A 20,710-nucleotide genomic window follows, 5' to 3' on the forward strand; every position below is an offset into this window, starting at 1 on the left:
CAGTCTGGCTGCATTGTGTCATTTGGCCTGGGCACAGGTGTTGTCGAATACCAGTGGTCAAGAGAAAGTCGTGTTCGGCACGGTACTGTTTGGACGTATGCAGGCGGGAGACGGCGCCGACAGTGGTATGGGGCTGTTTATTAATACCTTACCGCTGCGGCTGGATATTGATGACACTTCGGTACGCGACAGCGTACAGACAACACATACCCGGCTGGCTGGATTGTTGGTGCATGAGCATGCGTCGCTGGTGCTGGCCCAGCGTTGCAGTCGTGTACAGGGTGATATTCCGCTCTTTAGTACCCTGTTGAACTACCGGCATAATGGGAATCCGATGACCCCGAATGAGGCAGTGCAGGGCATTGAATTCTTGGGAGGGCAAGAGCGCACTAACTATCCGTTTGTGCTGTCAGTGGAGGATGGCGGCTCTACTTTGGGACTGACGGCTCAGGTGGTGCAGCCGTTTGAACCAGAAAGACTATGCGGTTATATGCAGCAGGCATTGGAAAGTTTGGTAGAGGTGCTTGAACAGGCGCCGGAAACGCCGGTACGGATACTGAATATTCTGCCTGAAACGGAGCGGAGGCTGTTGCTGGAAACGTGGAACGAGACTGAAACCGTCTATCCTGAGCAGTTATGCGTTCATCAGCTATTCGAGAGTCAAGTAGAGAAAAATCCTGATGCTACGGCACTAGTTTATGAAAGGCAGAGCCTCAGTTATGCGGAACTGAATGCTCGTGCTAACCGACTGGCTCACCAATTGATTGCATTGGGTGTCGTACCCGATCAGCGGGTAGCGATTTGTGTGGCGCGCTCACCGGCAATGGTGGTGGGATTGTTGGCCGTATTGAAAGCAGGGGGAGCTTATGTACCGCTGGACCCAACCTATCCTGGGGAGCGTCTGTCATATGTTCTGACTGATGCCGCTCCAGCTATTTTACTCGCGGATAAGGCAGGACGCGCTGCGTTGGGTGAGCAGGCACTGGCAGAACTCACGGTACTTGACCCAGATACACGGTTTAACCAGCCGGACGACAACCCGCAAATACCTGAATTAACCTCACGACATCTGGCGTATGTCATTTATACCTCGGGTTCGACCGGGACACCGAAAGGAGTGATGCTGGAACATCGCGGTGTCTGCAACTATCTGCTATGGGCGCGGAGTGATTACTTAACTGAAAGGCAACTCGATAGTATCGTTTCGTCACCGCTAGCCTTTGATGCCACGGTCACCAGTCTTTATCTGCCTTTACTGTGTGGAGGCAAGATCCGCTTGATTCGTGACGGGCAGGAGCTGGTTGAACTGCTCCCCGCGTTGCTGTCAATGGAATCGGGCGCTCTGGTTAAAATTACCCCTAGCCATCTTTCAGCGATGGGTCAGGAATTAAAAACAGCGGGACGAGAATGCCCTGCGCACTGCTTCATCGTGGGCGGAGAGGCGCTACCCGGTTCCACGGTTGCACTCTGGCGAACATTATCGCCCGGATCACGCATCATTAACGAGTATGGTCCAACCGAAACCGTCGTGGGTTGTACTGTGTTCGATACCAATCACCCGAGCCGTTTTGTCGATAACGTACCGATTGGTCGGCCAATATCCAATACCCAAATCTATATTCTCGATACCCGAGGGGAACCTGCTCCAATCGGTGTCACTGGTGAGCTTTATATTGGGGGAATCGCCGTCGCTCGTGGCTACCTGAATCGGCCAGAATTGACGGCTGAGCGTTTCCTGCCTGACTCGTTTAGTGATAGACCTGATGCGCGGATGTATCGAACCGGGGATTTGGTCCGTTACTTGCCAAATGGCAATCTGGTATTTGTTGGCCGTAATGATCAGCAAGTTAAAATCCGTGGCTTCCGGATTGAACCGGGGGAAATTGAAGCCCGACTGACAGAGCACCCTGAGGTCCGCGGAGCGTTAGTGCTTGCTCTGGATGATGGGCAGGATAAACGGTTAGTTGCTTATGTGGCGGCGCAAGCAAATGACGAGTTGGTTAATAGTCTGCGTACCCACTTGAGTGCCCTATTGCCGGGTTATATGGTGCCGGCGGCTTTTGTACGGCTGGATGCATTCCCGTTACTGCCGAATGGTAAGCTGGATCGTCGGGCATTACCGGCGCCGGACAGTGAAGCGGTTGCTCGTCAAGTTTATGAAGCGCCGCGAGGGGAAACGGAAATGGCGCTGGCGGCGATTTGGCGTGAAGTCTTGGGGGTTGAACAGATCAGCCGACATGACAATTTCTTTGCCTTGGGCGGTCACTCATTACTGGCGATGCGAGTGATGAATCGGGTAACTGCTTTAGGTATTGAATTGCCGCTGACTACCCTGTTTAAATCCCCAGTGCTAGGGGCGTTTGCTGAGGTCATGCAGGCTCGGATGGGGCAATCGGATACTATCCTGCCGTCCATCCTGCCGATATCCCGAGAAGGGGAATTACCGTTATCATTTGCTCAACAGCGCCTGTGGTTCCTGACACAGCTTGAGGGCGTCAGTGAAACTTATCATATCCCGATGGCCCTGCGCTTGTCTGGTCAACTGGATATTGTGGCCTGGCAAAAGGCGCTGGATACCTTGTTTGCCCGTCATGAAGCATTACGTTCCGTCTTTGTCTCTGTAGATGGTCAGCCGCAAGTGCGGCTGTTGGAACCAGATAGCGGCTTACTGTTATCTCAATATGACCTGCGCGGCGTTCCAGATGCTGATGAGGTTCTTGAGCGCTTGAGCACCGAGGAGGCTCATGCGTCATTTGACCTCGAAAGTGGTCCGCTTATCCGTGCTGCTCTCATCCGGCTCACTGATGACGAATATCAATTTTTGCTGACTTTGCATCACATTATTTCCGATGGCTGGTCTGCCAATATATTGATGCAGGAACTGAACGCGCTCTATACGGCGTTTATGGCCGGGCAACCGGCTCTGTTGCCGCCATTGGCGATTCAATACCCGGATTACGCCGCCTGGCAGCGTCAGTGGTTGTCGGCTGAACGTGTTCAGGTTCAATCTGACTATTGGCGTGCAATGTTGGCTGACGCGCCGGTTATGCTGGATTTGCCCACTGACCGACCTCGTCCGCCGGAGCAGTCGTTCGCCGGAGATGCCGTGCCGGTTAACTTAGATGTGGAATTAACAGCAGCCCTTAAGCGTCTGAGTGAGCAGCACGGCGTCACTTTATTTATGACGCTGTTATCTGCCTGGACGGTGGTTTTGTCACGTTTGTCAGGTCAGGACGATGTGGTGATTGGCACCCCGAGCGCAGGCCGTGGTCGTCAGGAAGTGGAGCCGTTGATTGGTTTCTTTGTTAATACACTGGCGTTGCGCATGGATTTATCAGGTGAGCTGACCGTGACGGAATTACTGGCGCGAGTGCGGCAAACTGCATTGACGGCTCAGGAGCATCAGGATTTACCGTTTGAGCAGGTGGTAGAAATCGTGCAACCGCCGCGCCGACTGGCGCATACCCCGTTGTTCCAGGTGATGTTTGCCTGGCAGAACAATGAGAACTCGGAATGGGAATTACCGGGACTGGCGGTTTCACCGGTCTATCAAGCTTTCGATATTGTCAAGTTTGATCTGGAGCTGGGCTTGTTAGAGGAGGAGGGCAGGATTGTTGGGGCGTTGAGTTATGCCGCTGCTTTGTTTGATCCATCGACAATGGAACGGCAGGTGGGATATCTGCATGCGGTGCTGCAAGCGATGGTGGTTAACCCCCAACAGCGGATCGGGGAAATTGATATTCTGGCCCCGGCGGAACGCAAGCTATTGCTGGAAACCTGGAATGCGGCGGAAACCGCCTATCCTGAGGCGTTATGTGTTCATCAATTGTTTGAACAACAGGTGGAAAAAACCCCGGAGGCTACGGCGCTGGTGTATCAGGAGCAAACCCTCAGCTATGCCGAATTAAATGCCCGTGCTAACCGGTTGGCTCATCAGCTTATCGCATTGGGTGTCGTACCTGACCAGCCAGTGGCAATTTGTGTGTCGCGTTCACCAGTAATGGTGGTGGCGCTGTTAGCGGTGTTGAAAGCCGGTGGAGCCTATGTGCCGCTGGACCCAACCTATCCGTTAGAGCGTCTGGCGTATATCCTGAATGATACGACTCCATCAGTAGTATTGGCTGATGCGACTGGGCGGGCGGCCTTGGGTGATGAGGCGTTGAGCGAGCTGACGGTACTTGACCCGAATATCTTGCCAGATCAGTCGGATCGCAACCCGCAGGTAGCTGAGTTGACACCAGATCACCTGATTTACATCATCTATACTTCCGGCTCAACCGGGCAGCCGAAAGGGGTGATGGTGGAACATCAGGCGGTGTATCAACGTCATTTGGGCTTTAATGAGACCTATGCGGTCACGGCGCAAGATCGGTTATTACAGTTTGCTTCTTTTGCGTTTGACGTTTCAGTGGAGGAATGTTTCTCGACATTATGCAATGGCGCCACGTTGGTCATGCGTGATGACAGTTGGCTGGCGTCGATGTCGGAGTTTATTGCTCTAGCTTGGCAGAACCGCATCACAGTAATGTCTTTGCCAGCGTTATTTTGGTCTGAACTGATTGTCAGAGACAACAAGGCATTACCGCTACCGGATTGTCTCAGACTCATTATCATTGGTGGTGAGGCGGTCAAAAAGAGCGCCATTCAGGATTGGTTTGTGAGGGAGGTCCACCGGCCTAGACTATTGAACGCTTATGGCCCGACGGAAAATACCGTCACAGCGACTTGTAAGGAGGTTTTATCCCCCGTCGATGATTGTTCTATCGGCCGACCGCTTAAAAATACCTGCGTTTACCTGCTGGACAAATACGGTCAGTTAGTCCCGTTGGGCGGCGTTGGCGAAATGTATATTGGCGGCGTGGGTGTGGCGCGAGGTTACCTTAACCAGCCAGAATTGAGCGCGGAACGTTTTATACCCGATCCTTTCAGTCTGGTCTCCGGCGCGCGGATGTATGTTACTGGGGATTTGGCCCGCTACCTGCCGGATGGCAGTCTGGAATTCCTGGGGCGTAACGATCATCAGGTCAAAATTCGCGGTTTCCGGGTTGAACTAGGGGAAATTGAGGCCCGGTTGGAGAAACACCCGGCGGTGCAAGAGGCGGCAGTGTTGGTATGGGAGGATGAGCAAGGCAAACGGCTGGTCGCCTATGTAGCGGCAGAAGCGAATGAGGGGTTGGCGGCCCGCTTGCGTGAATACTTGAGCGCAATTTTACCTGACTATATGGTACCGGCCGCTTTTGTGCGGCTGGATACTTTACCACAGACGCCGAACGGCAAGTTGGATCGTCGGGCGTTGCCGGCGCCGGGAGAGGAGGCGTTTGCCCGTCAGATCTATGAAGCTCCGCAAGGGAAGATAGAAACGATGCTGGCGGCTGTTTGGTGTGAGTTACTCGGTGTTGAGCAGATTAGTCGGCATGACAGCTTCTTTGCGCTTGGTGGTCATTCGCTGCTTGCTGTCCGTATGATTGAACGATTGCGGCGTATCGGTCTGAGTGTATCGGTAAAAACGTTATTCCAGCATCCAACACTCTGTATTTTGGCGCAGTCTCTGGTTCAGCATAATGAAATTCAAGTGCCTGATAACTGTATTACACCGGATACTACGGCGCTGACGCCGGCGATGTTGCCGCTGATTGATTTGACCCAAGCTGACATTGACCACATTGTTGGGCAGGTGCCGGGGGGGATCGCCAATATTCAGGATATCTATGCCCTGTCGCCGTTGCAGGATGGCATTTTGTTCCACCATTTGTTAGCAAATGAGGGTGATCCCTATTTATTGACGGGGCAGATGGCTTTTGCTGACCGAGCGTTGTTGGATCGTTATCTGGCGGCGGTTCAACAAATAATTGATCGGCACGATATTCTGCGTACCGCTTTTCTCTGGCAGGGATTGTCAGTTCCGGCGCAGGTGGTGTGGCGTCAGGCTCCATTGTCGGTGACGGAATTGACACTAAGTCCGGCTGATGGCCCGGTCAGTGAACAGTTAACCCGGCGCTTTGATCCGCGTCATCATCGTCTCGACCTGAGCGAAGCGCCGTTGTTACGTTTTGTGGTCGCACAGGAAACGGATGGTCATTGGTTGTTACTGGAATTGCATCATCACTTGATCGGTGACCACGAAACGATGGAAGTGATGCACCGCGAAGTGCACGCGTACCTGACAGGTCAGGAAGATAGTCTGCCTGTGCCGACGCCTTTCCGCAACTTGGTGGCTCAGGTCCGGTTAGGGGTGAGTCAGGAAGAACACACCCGTTTCTTTACTGACATGCTGGCGGAGGTAGATGAACCGACCCTGCCGTTTGGTTTGACGGAAGTACATCGTGATGGTTCGCAAGTGACGGAAGTTCACCGGATGTTGCCCGCCGGGTTAAATGACCGCTTGCGTCATCAGGCGAGACATCTGGGCGTCAGTCTGGCGGCCTTGTGTCATCTGGCTTGGGCGCAGGTGTTGGCGCGTACCAGCGGTCAGAAGAATGTTGTGTTTGGCACCGTGTTGTTTGGGCGTATGCAAGCTGGGGAAGGGACAGACAACAGTATGGGGCTGTTCATTAATACTTTGCCGTTGCGGCTGGATATCGATGAGACCCCGGTACGGAGCAGCGTGCAGGCCGCCCATGCTCGGCTCGCCGGACTATTAGAACATGAGCACGCGTCACTGGCGCTGGCGCAGCGTTGCAGCGGTGTGCAGGGTGAGATCCCGCTCTTTAATAGCTTGCTGAACTATCGGCATAATACCTTGCTGGCAACGCCGGATGACGTCATCAGGGGTATTGAGTTTATTGGCGGACAGGAGCGGACTAACTATCCGTTAATGCTATCAGTGGAGGATTTTGGCGAATCTCTGGGGCTGACGGCTCAGGTAGTACAGCCGTTTGATCCGGAAAGCCTATGCGGTTATATGCAGCGAGCACTGGAAAGTCTGGTGGATGCCCTTGAGCAAATGCCGGACATGCCTGTTCGGGCATTGGAAATCTTGCCGAAAGCGGAACGTACTCTGTTGCTGGAAACCTGGAACGCGACGGAAAGCGCTTATCCTGAAGCGTTATGCGTTCATCAATTGTTTGAACAACAGGTGGAGCAAACTCCTGATGCGACAGCGTTAGTGTCTGAAGCTCAGACCCTCAGTTATGCCGAATTAAATACCCGTGCTAACCGTCTGGCTCATCAACTTATCGCACAGGGCGTTGTACCTGACCAACGGGTAGCGATTTGTGTGACACGCTCACCGGCAATGGTGGTGGCGTTGTTAGCGGTGCTGAAAGCGGGCGGGGCTTATGTACCGCTAGACCCGGCTTATCCTGGCGAGCGTCTGACACATATTCTGTATGATGCTGACCCCATTATGGTGCTGGCGGATAAGGCTGGCTGGTCTGCACTGGGCGAGGAAGCGCTGGCTGGACTCACGGTACTGGACCCGAATATTTTGCCTGATCAGCCGGACAGTAATCCACAGGCATCTGGGCTGACTTCTCGTCATCTGGCCTATGTGATTTACACTTCCGGCTCTACAGGAGTACCCAAAGGGGTGATGATTGAGCACCGCAATACGGTTAACTTCCTGTACTGGGCTCAGCAGGCTTTTGAAACCGAAGAGATCCGCGAGGTGCTTTTCTCAACATCGATGAATTTCGACCTGTCCATTTTTGAGTGTTTTATGCCGTTGTCTCGTGGGGCGGCGATTCATCTGGCGGATGATGCCTTGTCATTGATGCAGCATGCTCTGCCGGTGACTTTGATTAACTCAGTTCCATCGGCGATGAAACCGTTATTGCAGGCTCAGGCGCTGATGGCGTCGGTTCATACGGTCAATCTGGCGGGGGAACCGCTTAAGAGCGCCTTAATTGAGCAGATTTTCGCAGAAACGCAAATACAGCGGTTGTGTAATCTTTATGGACCTTCTGAAACGACAACCTATTCTGCCTGGCTGCCGATACAGCGGGGTGACCGGATCATTGAAAGTATTGGTCGTCCGATAGCCAACACCTGCCTTTACTTACTGGACGAGTATGGTCAACCGGTACCGTTGGGCGTGGCGGGGGAAATTTATATCGGCGGCGCGGGAGTGGCGCGTGGCTACCTCAATCGCCCAGACTTGACGGCGGAACGGTTCCTGATTGATCCGTTTAGTGATGTGGCGGATGCCCGGATGTACCGCACTGGGGACTTAGCCCGTTATTTGCCGGACGGCAACTTGGAATTCTTGGGCCGTAATGACCAGCAGGTTAAAATTCGCGGTTTCCGCATTGAGCCGGGGGAAATTGAAGCCCGGTTGGTGGAACATCCGACGGTGAGTGAATCTGTGGTATTGGCTCAAGGGGAAGGGCAAGAAAAACGGCTGGCGGCCTATGTAGTGGCAGAAGCCCATGAGGGGTTGGTGACTAGTCTGCGTGCTTACCTGCAAGCTATTTTGCCTGATTACATGGTGCCGACGGCCTTTGTGCGTTTGGATGCATTGCCATTAATGCCGAACGGTAAATTAGATCGTCAAGCGCTGCCAGCGCCGGACAATGAAGCCGTTGCCCGTCAGGTTTACCAAGCGCCGCAAGGAGAAATGGAAATGGCTCTGGCGGCGATTTGGCGTGAAATCTTGGGAATTGAACAGATCAGCCGATATGACAATTTCTTTGCTCTGGGAGGTCACTCATTGTTGGCGGTGCGGGTGATGAACCGGGTAGCCGCTTTGGGTATCGAACTACCATTAACCACCCTGTTTAAGACTCCTTCATTGAGGGCGTTTGCTGAGGTTATGCAGGCTCGGCCGGGTCAACCAGATAATATCTTGCCGATATCCCGTGATGGAGCGTTACCGTTGTCATTTGCTCAACAGCGCTTGTGGTTTTTGGCCCAGCTTGAGGGTGTCAGTGAAACGTATCATATCCCAATGGTCCTGCGTTTATCTGGACAGTTGGATATTATGGCCTGGCAAAAGGCGCTGGATACCTTATTTGCCCGTCATGAAGCGTTACGGTCTGTCTTTGTCTCTGTAGATGGTCAGCCGCAAGTGCGGCTATTGGAACCAGATAGCGGCTTACTGTTATCTCAATATGACCTGCGCGGGATACCAGATGCTGATGTTGTTCTTGAGCGTCTGAGCGTGGAGGAAGCCCATGCGTCATTTGATCTTGAAAGCGGCCCGCTTATCCGTGCTGCTCTCATCCGGATCACTGATGACGAATATCAGTTTTTGCTGACCCTGCATCACATAATTTCCGATGGCTGGTCTGCCAATGTGCTGATACAGGAACTGAACACACTCTATACGGCGTTTATGGACGGACAATCCGATCCGTTGCCGCCGTTGGCGATTCAATACCCGGACTACGCCGCCTGGCAGCGTCAGTGGTTGTCGGCTGAGCGTATTCAGGTTCAGTCTGACTATTGGCGTGCCATGTTGGCTGATGCGCCAGTCTTGCTGGATTTGCCGACAGATCGGCCTCGTCCGTTGGAGCAGTCGTTTGCCGGGCAGGTTGTGCCGATTAACCTGGATGTGGCGCTAACGACCGCCCTTAAACGCCTGAGTGAACAGCACGGCGTCACCTTATTTATGACGTTGTTGTCAGCTTGGTCGGTAGTTCTGTCACGTTTGTCAGGTCAGGACGATGTGGTAATCGGCACTCCGAGCGCCGGCCGCAATCATCAGGAAGTGGAGCCGTTGATTGGCTTCTTTGTCAATACGTTAGCGTTGCGCATGGATTTATCGGATGAATTGACTGTGACGGAATTACTGGCGCGAGTTCGGCAAACCGCATTGACAGCTCAGGAGCATCAGGATTTACCATTTGAACAGGTGGTGGAGATCGTGCAACCGCCACGCCGACTGGCGCATACCCCGTTATTCCAGGTGATGTTTGTCTGGCAGAATAATGAGAACACGGAGTGGGGATTACCGGGATTGGTAGTTTCACCGGTTGATCAAGCCGTTGATGTTGTCAAGTTTGATCTTGAACTGGGCTTGTCAGAAGAGGAGGGCAGGATCGTGGGGGCATTAAGTTATGCTACCGCCCTGTTTGATCCAACGACAATGGCGCGGCAGGTGGGATATCTGCATACAGTACTGCAAGCGATGGTAGCTAATCCCCAGCAGCCGGTCAGGGAAATTGATATTCTTTCTCCGGCGGAGCGCAAGTTGTTGCTGGAGACTTGGAACGCCACGGAAACCGTCTATCCTGAGGCATTATGCGTTCATCAGTTGTTTGAACGACAGGTGGAGAAAACCCCTGACGCGATAGCATTAGTGTATGAAGAGCAAACGCTTAGTTATGCCGAATTAAATATCCGCGCTAACCGGTTGGCTCGTCAATTGATCGAGCAAGGCGTTTGTCCCGGTGATCATATTGCGCTCTTGCTAGCGCGTTCGATAGAACTGGTGGTAGCCCAATTAGCGATTCTCAAAGCCGGCGCCGTTTATGTGCCGATAGATCCCAGTGTGCCGGATGAGCGGAAAAACTGGCTGATAAGTGATTGTTCAGCTAAGTTACTGCTCACCGATACACGGGCGGATATTCCGGCTAACTTGGCTGTACCGTTGCTTCGTCTCTCGGATGAGACAGACATGGGCCACGAAGAGGATCGCTTTAACCTTGACTTACCGCGTTCCAGCACTGAGTTAGCGTATATCATGTACACCTCCGGTTCTACCGGGACACCTAAAGGGGTCTTGGTGCCGCATCGTGCGGTGGTCCGGCTGGTTATCAATAATGGCTATGCTGAAATCGAACCGAATGATCGGGTAGCTTTTGCCGCTAATCCGGCTTTCGATGCCAGCACATTTGAAGTTTGGGCGCCGTTGCTCAATGGTGGTTCGTTAGTGATTGTCGATCATGCCACTTTGTTGATGCCGCAGGCGTTTGTACAAGTTTTACAGGTTCAGCGAATCACTGTTCTGTGGTTGAGTGTCGGATTGTTTAACCAGTTAGCAGCGGCGCTGTCTCCGGTTCTTCCACAGATAAAATGCCTGATTGTTGGCGGAGATGCCCTTGATCCCCATGTTATCGGTCAGGTACTGAATACCAGTCCGCCACAACAGCTATTAAATGGCTATGGGCCGAGTGAAGGCACCACCTTTACGGCCACATACCGTATCACAGCATTAGCGCCCGGAGCGGCCCGTATCCCGATCGGCCGACCGGTAGCTAACACGCGGGTTTATCTGTTGGATACTTGCGGTCAGCCAGTACCGTTAGGAGCGGTCGGAGAGATTTATGTTGGGGGCGATGGAGTGGCCTGTGGTTATCTTAATCGGCCTGAATTGACCGCTGAGCGTTTCCTTGTTGATCCGTTCAGTGATAACCCAGATGCTCGCCTATACCGCACCGGGGATTTGGCCCGTTATCTGCCGGATGGCAATCTGGAATTCCTGGGCCGCAATGATCAGCAGGTTAAAATCCGCGGCTTCCGCATTGAGCCAGAGGAAATTGAAGCTCGGTTAGCAGAGTACCCAACGGTACGTGAGGTAGCGGTGTTGGTACGAGGCGAAGGGCAGGAGAAACGACTGGTGGCCTATGTGGCGGCGGAAGCCCGTGACGGATTGGTGAGCAGTCTGCGTGCCCATCTGAGTGCTATTTTGCCTGACTATATGGTGCCGTCGGCCTTTGTGCGGCTGGATGCGTTTCCATTGACTGCTAACGGTAAATTGGATCATCAAGCGTTGCCGGAACCGGACAGTGACGCCTTTGTCCACCAAGTTTACGCTGCGCCTCAAGGAGAAACAGAAATAGCGCTGGCGGCTATCTGGCGTGAATTGCTAGGGATTGAGCAGATAAGCCGGTACGACAGCTTTTTTGCCTTGGGTGGTCATTCGTTGCTTGCGATACGGATGGTTGAGCGCTTGCGTCATTTAGGATTGACACTGACGGCGCGTGATCTGTTCCAATCGCCGGTGCTGTCAGACCTGGCGCAAACGTTGGGACAGCATCAGGCTGTGATAGTGCCGCCTAACGTCATCACTTCGGCAACTACGGCCCTGACGCCAGCGATGTTGCCGCTGATTGATTTGACTCAGGCTGACATTGACCGCATTGTCAGACAAGTGCCGGGTGGGGTGAGCAACATTCAGGATATCTATGCCCTGTCGCCGTTGCAGGATGGCATTTTGTTCCACCACTTACTGGCAAACGAAGGTGATCCCTATTTGTTAGCCGGTCAGGTGGTCTTCGCTGATCGGACGCTACTGGACCGTTACCTGGCGGCAGTACAACAAGTGGTTGATCGCCATGATATTCTGCGTACCGCCTTTGTCTGGCAAGAGTTATCTGTGCCGGCTCAGGTAGTCTGGCGTCAGGCGCCTTTATCGGTCACTGAATTGACGTTAGACCCGGCAGATGGACCGATTTGTGATCAACTGGCTCAACGTTTTAATCCTCGTCATTATCGTCTTGACCTGAATCAAGCTCCGTTGTTGCGGTTTGTGGTGGCGCAGGAGGCTGATGGTCGTTGGATGGTATTGCAATTGCTGCATCACCTGATTGGCGACCATACGACGATGGATGTGATGAACGGTGAGGTTCAGGCGTATCTTGCCGAACAGGAGGAGAGCCTGCCTTCCCCAGTTTCTTTCCGTAATTTGGTGGCTGAAGCTCGGCTGGGGATGAGTCAGGAGGAACATACCCGTTTCTTTAGCGAGATGTTGGCGGAGGTGGATGAACCGACTCTGCCATTCGGATTGACGGAGGTGCATCGTGATGGTTCACAGGTGACGGAATCCCATCGGATGCTGGCGCCGGAATTGAATGATCGTTTGCGTAGTCAGGCTCGGCGTTTGGGCGTCAGTCTGGCGGCATTGTGTCATTTGGCTTGGGCGCAGGTGTTGGCGCGTACCAGCGATCAAGAACAAGTGGTGTTCGGCACCGTGCTGTTTGGGCGCATGGCGGCGGGAGAAGGGGCTGACAATGGGATGGGGCTGTTTATCAATACCTTGCCGCTGCGGTTGGACATTGATGATACCCCGGTACGGGGGAGTGTGCAGGCCGCCCATATCCGACTGGCCGGATTACTGGAACACGAACACGCTTCACTGGCGTTGGCTCAGCGTTGCAGTGGTGTGCAGGGTGAAATCCCCCTCTTTAGCAGCTTGTTGAACTATCGACATAATGCATTTTCAGCAACGTTGGATGAACTTGTAAATGGTATTGAATTCCTTGATGCGCAGGAGCGAACCAATTATCCGTTAGTGCTGTCGGTAGAGGATTTTGGCGAATCTTTGGGATTGACCGTTCAAGTTGCCCAGCCGTTGGAGCCGGAACGGGTATGCGGTTATATGCAACAGGCATTGGAGAGTTTGGCGGCAGCGCTGGAGCAGGCCCCGGAAACACCGGTACGGACATTGAGCATTCTACCGGAAGCAGAGCGTACATTGTTGCTGAAAAACTGGAACGCCACGGAAACCGCCTATTCTGAGGCATTGTGTATTCATCAGTTGTTTGAACAACAGGTAGAGCAAACCCCTGACGCGATAGCATTAGTGCATGAAGATCAGACTCTCAGTTATGCGGAATTAAATACCCGCGCTAACCGGTTGGCCCATCAGCTTATCGCATTGGGCGTCGTGCCCGATCAGCGAGTGGCGATCTGTGTGTCGCGTTCACCGGCAATGATAGTGGGGGTATTGGCAATACTGAAAGCCGGCGGCGCCTATGTGCCGCTGGACCCGGTTTATACCGGTGAGCGTCTGGCGCATATTCTGACTGATGCCGCCCCGGCTATTGTGCTGGCGGATGATATCGGACGTAGTACGTTGGGCGAGAAAATGTTGACTGAGCTGACGGTACTCGACCCTAATATTTTGCCTGATCAGCCGGATAGTAACCCACAGGTGCCGGCATTAACCGCACAGCATCTGGCCTATGTAATTTACACCTCGGGTTCGACAGGGACGCCGAAGGGGGTGATGGTCGAACATCGTAATATCCAGCGTTTGTTTGATGCGACTGAATCCTGGTATCACTTTAACCGACAAGATGTTTGGTGCCTGTTCCATTCCATCGCGTTTGACTTCTCGGTATGGGAATTATGGGGAGCGTTACGCTACGGCGCTAAACTGGTTCTGGTGCCGCACGCGATCGCTCGCTCTCCTCAAGAGCTGCATCAATTCGTGTGTCAGCACGGTATCACCGTATTGAATCAGACGCCGAGCGCGTTCAAAGCCTTTATTGCCAGTTATGTCGCCAATCCATTACCGGATCAGTTGCGTTATATCATCTTTGGGGGAGAAGCCCTCGATCCGGGAATGTTACGGCCGTGGTATCGTCTGCGTGAAGAGACGTCGCCAAAGTTGGTGAATATGTACGGTATCACGGAGACGACGGTTCATGTGACGTATCGGGAACTGAGTCCGCATGATGTGGAACAGACGACCAGTCCTATTGGCGCGCGTATTTCGGATTTAACCCTCTATCTGTTGGATAAATACGGTCAGCCGGTGCCGTTAGGGGTAACAGGCGAATTGTATGTCGGGGGAGCTGGCGTAGCACGGGGTTATCTCAATCGTCCTGAACTGACGGCGGAACGTTTCCTGATTGATCCGTTTAGTGATCAGCCGGGCGCTCGTATGTACCGTACCGGGGATTTAGCCCGCTACCTGCCGGATGGCAATATGGAATTCCTGGGCCGTAACGACCAGCAGGTGAAAATCCGCGGTTTCCGCGTTGAACCGGGGGAAATTGAGGCTCGATTGGTGGAACACCCGGCAGTAAGCGAATCTGTGGTGTTGGCATTGGGGCAAGGGCAAGACCAACGGCTGGTTGCCTATGTCGTGGTGCCAGCGGATGAAGGGCTAGCTAATAACCTGCGTACCCACTTGAGTGTAACTTTACCTGACTATATGGTGCCATCAGCTTTTGTGCGTCTGGATGCATTTCCGCTAACGCCGAACGGTAAATTGGATCGTCGGGCTTTGCCAGCTCCGGACAATGAAGCGTTTGCCCGTCAGATTTATGAAGCGCCGCAAGGGGAAACGGAAATTGCATTGGCGGCTATCTGGTGTGAGTTGCTAGGGGTTGAGCAGATAAGCCGGTATGACAACTTCTTCACGTTGGGGGGGCATTCACTGCTTGCCATGCGAATGATAAATCTTGCTGCCGGTCGGGGTTTGGTTTGCACATTGAATGCTGTGTTCCAATTCCCGGTGTTGGCTGAACTGGCCGCGAAAATTACCTCAGATTTGCTATCTCAACCGCAAAACAGTGCTGTATCGGTGCGATTGGATGGGACAGGGTTGCCGCTATTCTTTGTTCCTAGCGGCATGGGGGATTATTCCTATGTATTTGGACTGGCCCGACATATCCCATCGGGCCATCCGATTTATGCGCTACCTTGGCCGTCGATTAATGAAGAGCCAATGGTAACGATGGAGCAGCAAGCGGCGAGAATGATCACCTTGATAAAGGCTGTCCAACCGGAAGGCCCTTATCGGCTATGTGGTTACTCTTCTGGTGGAATATTGGCTTATGCTATTGCTCAGCAGCTTTTGAATGCGGGTGAAATGGTCAATTTCTTGGGGTTGATTGATGCGCCTGCGCCGCATTATTTAGGGGAACAGATCATGCAACCTAAATATCGGTTCTTTATTGAACTAGCTCGACAGTCGGAGGAGGAGTGCGCGGAAGAGATTGCGGAGTTATACCGTCGAATCGATGAGTTGAATTTTGTGCAGTTTATTGAAGCAGCACAAGAATTGGCATTATATCCGGCAAATCTGCATGCGGATGTGATCGCAAAACGTTGGGGGCAGATCGAGCGTTACGCGCAAATAGTTGCGGATTATGAGCCGCCAGCATTAGCGATAACGCTGCATCAGTTCTATGCGGTAGAACCTTCTCCTGCTATTTCTTTTATGACGGATGAAAAACCGGAGTCAGTGAGCATGGAGCCATCGTTGGGTTGGGCGCAGATAATGTCTGATACTTCGCTTGAGCTGATTGCGATACCGGGTGACCATTTTAGTTTATTGGAGGATGATGAGAATAAAACCGCTTTAGCTCAGGCTTTGAATAGGGCGCTGGTAATCAGTTGTGATGAAGAGACATCGTAATACTGATATAGTCAGAAGTTCTGAATAATTTAACCTTGATATGATAATCCGGTATATACCCGTCATCTTTCAAGTTGCCTCTTTGTTGGCTGCACTCACTCACCCCGGTCACATAGTTATCTATGCTCCCGGGGATACGCTCCCTTGCCGCCGCGATGCATCTCGAAATCCATAGGGTATATATTATTTATACCGGATTTTTTCTTATTTTTAGAATTTAATCTAAGTCTGATTTCTTGTTATATAAAAATATATTTAATTGTGTGATATTGGTTTTTATGAATAATTAATAAGAGTTAATATAAAGTTGAAAATAATCATATTTTTTGGTGTTAATATATAGCAGAAAAAATATAATTTGGTTTAGCGTGCATATATAATAAATACAGATAACTGTTCCACTTTTAATGATGAAATTCAGTGTGTTGCCAATGGAAATTATTTAAAAAATAATAAATTGATAGTTAAGATAAGACGATGGATGGTTAAATTGTTGCAAACAATCTAAATATAACCCGTTTTTGTTGTCCTTTGAAACACCAGTCCGCTCCGATTTTCGGGTTGAAATCAATATCCACCTCATCTTCATAGAAAACGGGATGTAGTTTCCACTATCCGGTTTGAATTGTTCACACAGAAAGTCCAGCCAGGCCATAAAGCGGGTCATACCATCCTATTCTTTCAAATAATCCCAAGGCAGTGTGAGACTTAGGTAAGAGCTATCATCGCCACCCAACCACAAGGCTGTTTTTTCTCTTGGGTGTAACCCTGTTTAAAAAACAGGGTAATCGAGAGACCCAGACGAGAAACGGTCAGCCCATCGCCATTGAGGAAAGTAAACGCGGTCAGTTGTGATTTCAACTGGGCAAAGTAATCTACAGTTTCCATCATTTTCTCCGTCAATTATGAGGCGGTGGATAATCTGTTATTCCCACATATTTGCCGCTTCCCGTATCAGATGCCATACAGTTGTGCCCGTCTCTGCGCCTTCAACATCAAAAGCCATCGCCCCTTGAGCAAAGAAGTACTGCCGACCGGGCAAGCTATCGGTTTGCCAGATCCCGCTGACCAGTGCCGGATGGTTACTTTTCAAAGGCGTCACCTGTAGCGGTCCCCGGTCATAACGGGCATACCAGGCTTGTGTGGAAATATCATTAAAATGACCAGCGCCATAAAAATGCAGGGAATGGCCTTCACGGGGAATGACCCGTATCGGACGTATCAGTTGGTTAATAGCAAAATAACTCTCCGGGACACTGCCCGGCAGTGGCGTTAAGTCCGGGTATTGACCAGCCCGGATCATCAGACCATTGGAGTAAGGCGTAATCACCACATCCGGGTAGAGGTGGCGGGCCAGCACATGACGTATCCAGAACTCCCCACCCAGTCGGTTTACAAAGCGTTTGGACAGTAAGGTGATCCAGTTAATGCCCCGGATAGAATGCCCATACTGTAATACCGCAGTATGAACCGCAGAATTGACTTGCAGGGAGGGATAACGTTGCGCTAGCTGGTACTCTAAGGGAAAGTAGTCATGGTAATCTCTGGGGATAACTAGGCTGTAGCCACAGTCCCCACTGTCCGGTTCGAGTTGTTCACACAGAAAGTCCAGCCAGCCCATAAACTGGGTCATACCCTCTTGCCCTTTTAGATAATCCCAAGGCAGTGTGAGGCTTAGGTAAGAGCTACCATCGTCACCATCAGCTTCATCGGAATCCAGGTAACGCATCAGATAGCGAGGGGCTTCATAGAGATTTTTGGCGTCACTGACTACCCAACTAGAGGGCTGGTTTTTTTTCCGATTAAGAATACCTTCTTCGACTTTGGCAATATTTTCCGGGGAATATTTTTTTAATCCCTTCAGTGAATGACGATGAAAACGCAGGTGAGTACCAAATTCTTCACGAAAGCGACGATAACAGGCCAGAATGCGCTGTTTTTTCTCCTGGGTATAGCCTTGTTTAAAAAACAGAGTAATCGAGAGACCCAGACGAGAAACCGTCAGTCCATCGCCATTGAGGAAGGTAAACGCGGTCAGTTGTGATTTCAACTGGGAAAAGTAATCTGAAGTATCCATATTCTCTCCGTTAATTTATGAAGCGGTGGCGAATGTCACACTCGCCAATATTGCCAGGACGGCGGTTAACGCGGCGGCGCTAACTGCGGCAGCGGCAGCTAAAATTTCCACCAGTGCAATCAGCGCGGCAGCGACGGCAACGGTGACCAGGATAACAACGGCAACGCCGGCAATAATTACAACTAATTCCAGCATGCCTTCACCCACCTCTTTTAATATTTGCATCCAGCTAATGTTTTTCAGCTCTTCCAGAGTGATATCTGAGCCCTGTTGAACGGTTTGCCACCGGGCTTTTATCTCATTTTCAGTCCAGGTCACGATTTTCCCCGTTTGTTCATTAACCCAGGAAAACGCATAGCTGACTTGATGAGTGACCGGATCAATAATTTCTTCACACACCCACTTACCGGCTTGATTGAACCAGATACCAAACTGGGCAAGGAGCTCCCGGGTACTATCTCGGACATAATTCAACCCATTTTCAGCCAGACCAGCCACCTCCTGTCCGAGGATAACCCAGTCTTCATAGCTGGGTAAAAACGACCAGCGGGAAGTGCTGAGCAGCGGTGGATTTTTTGTCAGGGTTTGCGGAATGGTCCCCGGCACACCCTCTGCGGGAGGGGTGAGTAAAGCTTCGTCATCAGGCGGCGAACCGGGCGGCAGCGGGGCCAGTGGGATGGGGTTTTTATAGTGTTGGGAACCGGGTTGATAATGTTTTCGCCACGCCTCATCGTACTGTTTTTGCTCCTCAGTGCGATTATCCATGACGCGCATTACACCAAAACGTTTTTCTGTCGCAATCTGGATATAATCCTTTTCTTGATCGTCAGAAAGATCATCTCCCGGAAATTTCACCTCAATCAACATCTTTAAATTATCAGGGTGCACAGAACCATCGAAGTAGGTGGCATTTCTGCCCGGCCAGCGAAGAGCCTCATCTCTAACCAGAATAATATCGGGGCGCCGAATACGTTTAATCCCAAATTTCTCCGCGTCTTCGGCAGAAGGCCGGGCAAACGGATTACTGGATTGCGGTAAATTATCACCATAACGCTGTTTAGAGTTTTGGCTGGTCGCCAGCATGGGTAAGGGGACATCCTGCTCTCCTCTGATAGCAAACACTACTTCCGCTTTATAGGGCCATAGAAAGTCATGCTTAAGCTCCTCAACCTTAATCAACCCACTCATAATGACTTGATTAAGAAAGCGAATAGCGCCCAGTTTGGTGACAATCATTGCCGGCAGGCGCAGAGCGTATTCGGCTTTTCTCGCCAGATAATAGGGATCTTCATCAGCAGGAAAGACCCCTATTTCCATCGTACAGGTGATTGATGTGACAGCCGGGCACATCTTGCCGTTGTTGGATATTGCCATACTTATTCCTCCGTAAATTCCATAACATGCTCTACCGGTGTGTTATCACTGGCCTGATATAAGGTTTGCTTCGGTTTAGGTGGGTTTTCTGGTGAACTCAGTTGCAGATTTTCTTCTGCCGCACTCTGTACCGTCATCGTTCTGCCCAACGCGTCAGTTTTACCCGGGATGACCTGACCATCGCCAGTGGTAATGGTGTAGGGGACATCCACCAACGGCTTATCGCTTTGCTCGCTGAGCAGGGTATAACGGGCGGAGTAGTCAAACAGCGCACCGGCGGATTTCTTGCCGGTGATATGGTCGGTCATCGTGATGCTGACCCCTTCGATACGGATATTGCCTATCGGGTCAATGACTATCTGCCCGCCTGCGTTCCCAATGATGATTTGCCCGCTTTCAGAGTGCACTGTGATATGTTTACCCACGGTGATTTGCTGGTTATCGGCGATGTTCAGTTGATGACTTTTACCAATGGAAACGGCTTGCTGACCTTTAATGGTCACCGTTTGATTTTGACCGACTTCAAACGTCTGGAAGCCCTGTACGGCTTCATCATCATCGTTTTTAATTATCGCCGTGCGGTTATGCGCCACTTCTGTTTTCTGGTCATTACCTATCTGCGCGGTTTTATCCCAGAGGATCTGCGTTTTCATATTCCGTTGAGCATGAATAAACACTTCCTCGCTTCCTTTGGCATCCTCAAAGCGCAGTTCATTAAATCCCTGTCCCCCGTGAGTCCGGGTTTTAAAGGTGGTACGGGTTTTCTCCAGCGGCAAATTAAGCGGCGGGCGGTTGAGGCCGTTATAGGTACACCCCGTCACAATCGGGCGGTCGATATCGCCGTTGAGATAGCTGACTATTACCTCCTGCCCGACGCGAGGGATCGCCATAAAACCGAAACCGTTGCCGTTCCAGCCCTGTGCCACCCGTACCCAGCAAGAAGCGCCGTCATCCGCTTTATCGTAACGGTTCCAGTGGAAATGAATCCGTATCGCGCCGTGTTCGTTCACATAAATCTCTTCGCTTCCCACCCCGACCACCGTGGCGACTTCATCACCGTCCGCCAGCGGTTTGTAGCGATAAGGCGGCCGCCAGTCCTGATGACCGGGAATAAAGGCGACCTCGTTTGTCAGGGTTGTCCCTTCGCCCCCGTCGTCTGACGCGACAGGTTGCCACCCATGATGCGTGACCGAGATCACCTGCCAGCGGGCGTTCATGGCGGCGATTGG

Annotated in this window: 5 protein-coding genes (1 of these 5 cut by a window edge); 1 reads left to right on the forward strand and 4 read right to left on the reverse strand. The window is 51.8% G+C overall.

The genetic code is table 11. The annotated features are described in order from the left end of the window. A protein-coding gene (locus V2H77_RS16895) for a non-ribosomal peptide synthase/polyketide synthase (RefSeq protein ID WP_341499733.1) crosses the window boundary here: on the forward strand, nt 1-16,030 show its end. 20,375 nt of this gene lie to the left of the window's left edge; 16,030 of the gene's 36,405 nt are visible here — the last part of the coding sequence; its start codon lies off the left edge, out of view; the stop codon is at nt 16,028-16,030. Nucleotides 16,031-16,738: 708 nt separating this feature from the next. Here V2H77_RS16895 and V2H77_RS23685 read toward each other — a convergent pair. The 4 genes from V2H77_RS23685 to tssI all read right to left on the reverse strand — a co-directional run. Beyond that, nucleotides 16,739-16,921 carry a hypothetical protein gene (locus V2H77_RS23685; RefSeq protein ID WP_445935549.1) on the reverse strand — a complete coding sequence of 61 codons (183 nt, stop codon included), beginning with the start codon at nt 16,919-16,921 and terminating at the stop codon, nt 16,739-16,741. Nucleotides 16,922-16,955: 34 nt separating this feature from the next. Next, nucleotides 16,956-18,107 (reverse strand): DUF3396 domain-containing protein, encoded by a 1,152-nt coding sequence (locus tag V2H77_RS16905; protein WP_341499734.1) that lies wholly within the window; start codon nt 18,105-18,107, stop codon nt 16,956-16,958. Between the two features lie 15 nt (nt 18,108-18,122). After that, nucleotides 18,123-19,481, reverse strand: coding sequence for a VRR-NUC domain-containing protein (locus V2H77_RS16910; protein ID WP_341499735.1), 1,359 nt, complete (start codon nt 19,479-19,481; stop codon nt 18,123-18,125). Nucleotides 19,482-19,483: 2 nt separating this feature from the next. Further along, on the reverse strand, nt 19,484-20,710 hold a 1,227-nt coding region (gene tssI / locus V2H77_RS16915), incomplete at its 5' end, for a type VI secretion system tip protein TssI/VgrG (RefSeq protein WP_341499736.1).

This window comes from Photorhabdus sp. P32, from assembly GCF_038085095.1.
Classification (GTDB): Bacteria; Pseudomonadota; Gammaproteobacteria; order Enterobacterales; family Enterobacteriaceae; genus Photorhabdus; species Photorhabdus luminescens.

What these genes read in the sequence shown, in the direction of transcription:
- V2H77_RS23685 (WP_445935549.1), bottom strand. Translation starts at nt 16,921, where the DNA reads ATGATGGAAACTGTAGATTACTTTGCCCAGTTGAAATCACAACTGACC.
- V2H77_RS16905 (WP_341499734.1), bottom strand. Translation starts at nt 18,107, where the DNA reads ATGGATACTTCAGATTACTTTTCCCAGTTGAAATCACAACTGACCGCG.
- V2H77_RS16910 (WP_341499735.1), bottom strand. Translation starts at nt 19,481, where the DNA reads ATGGCAATATCCAACAACGGCAAGATGTGCCCGGCTGTCACATCAATC.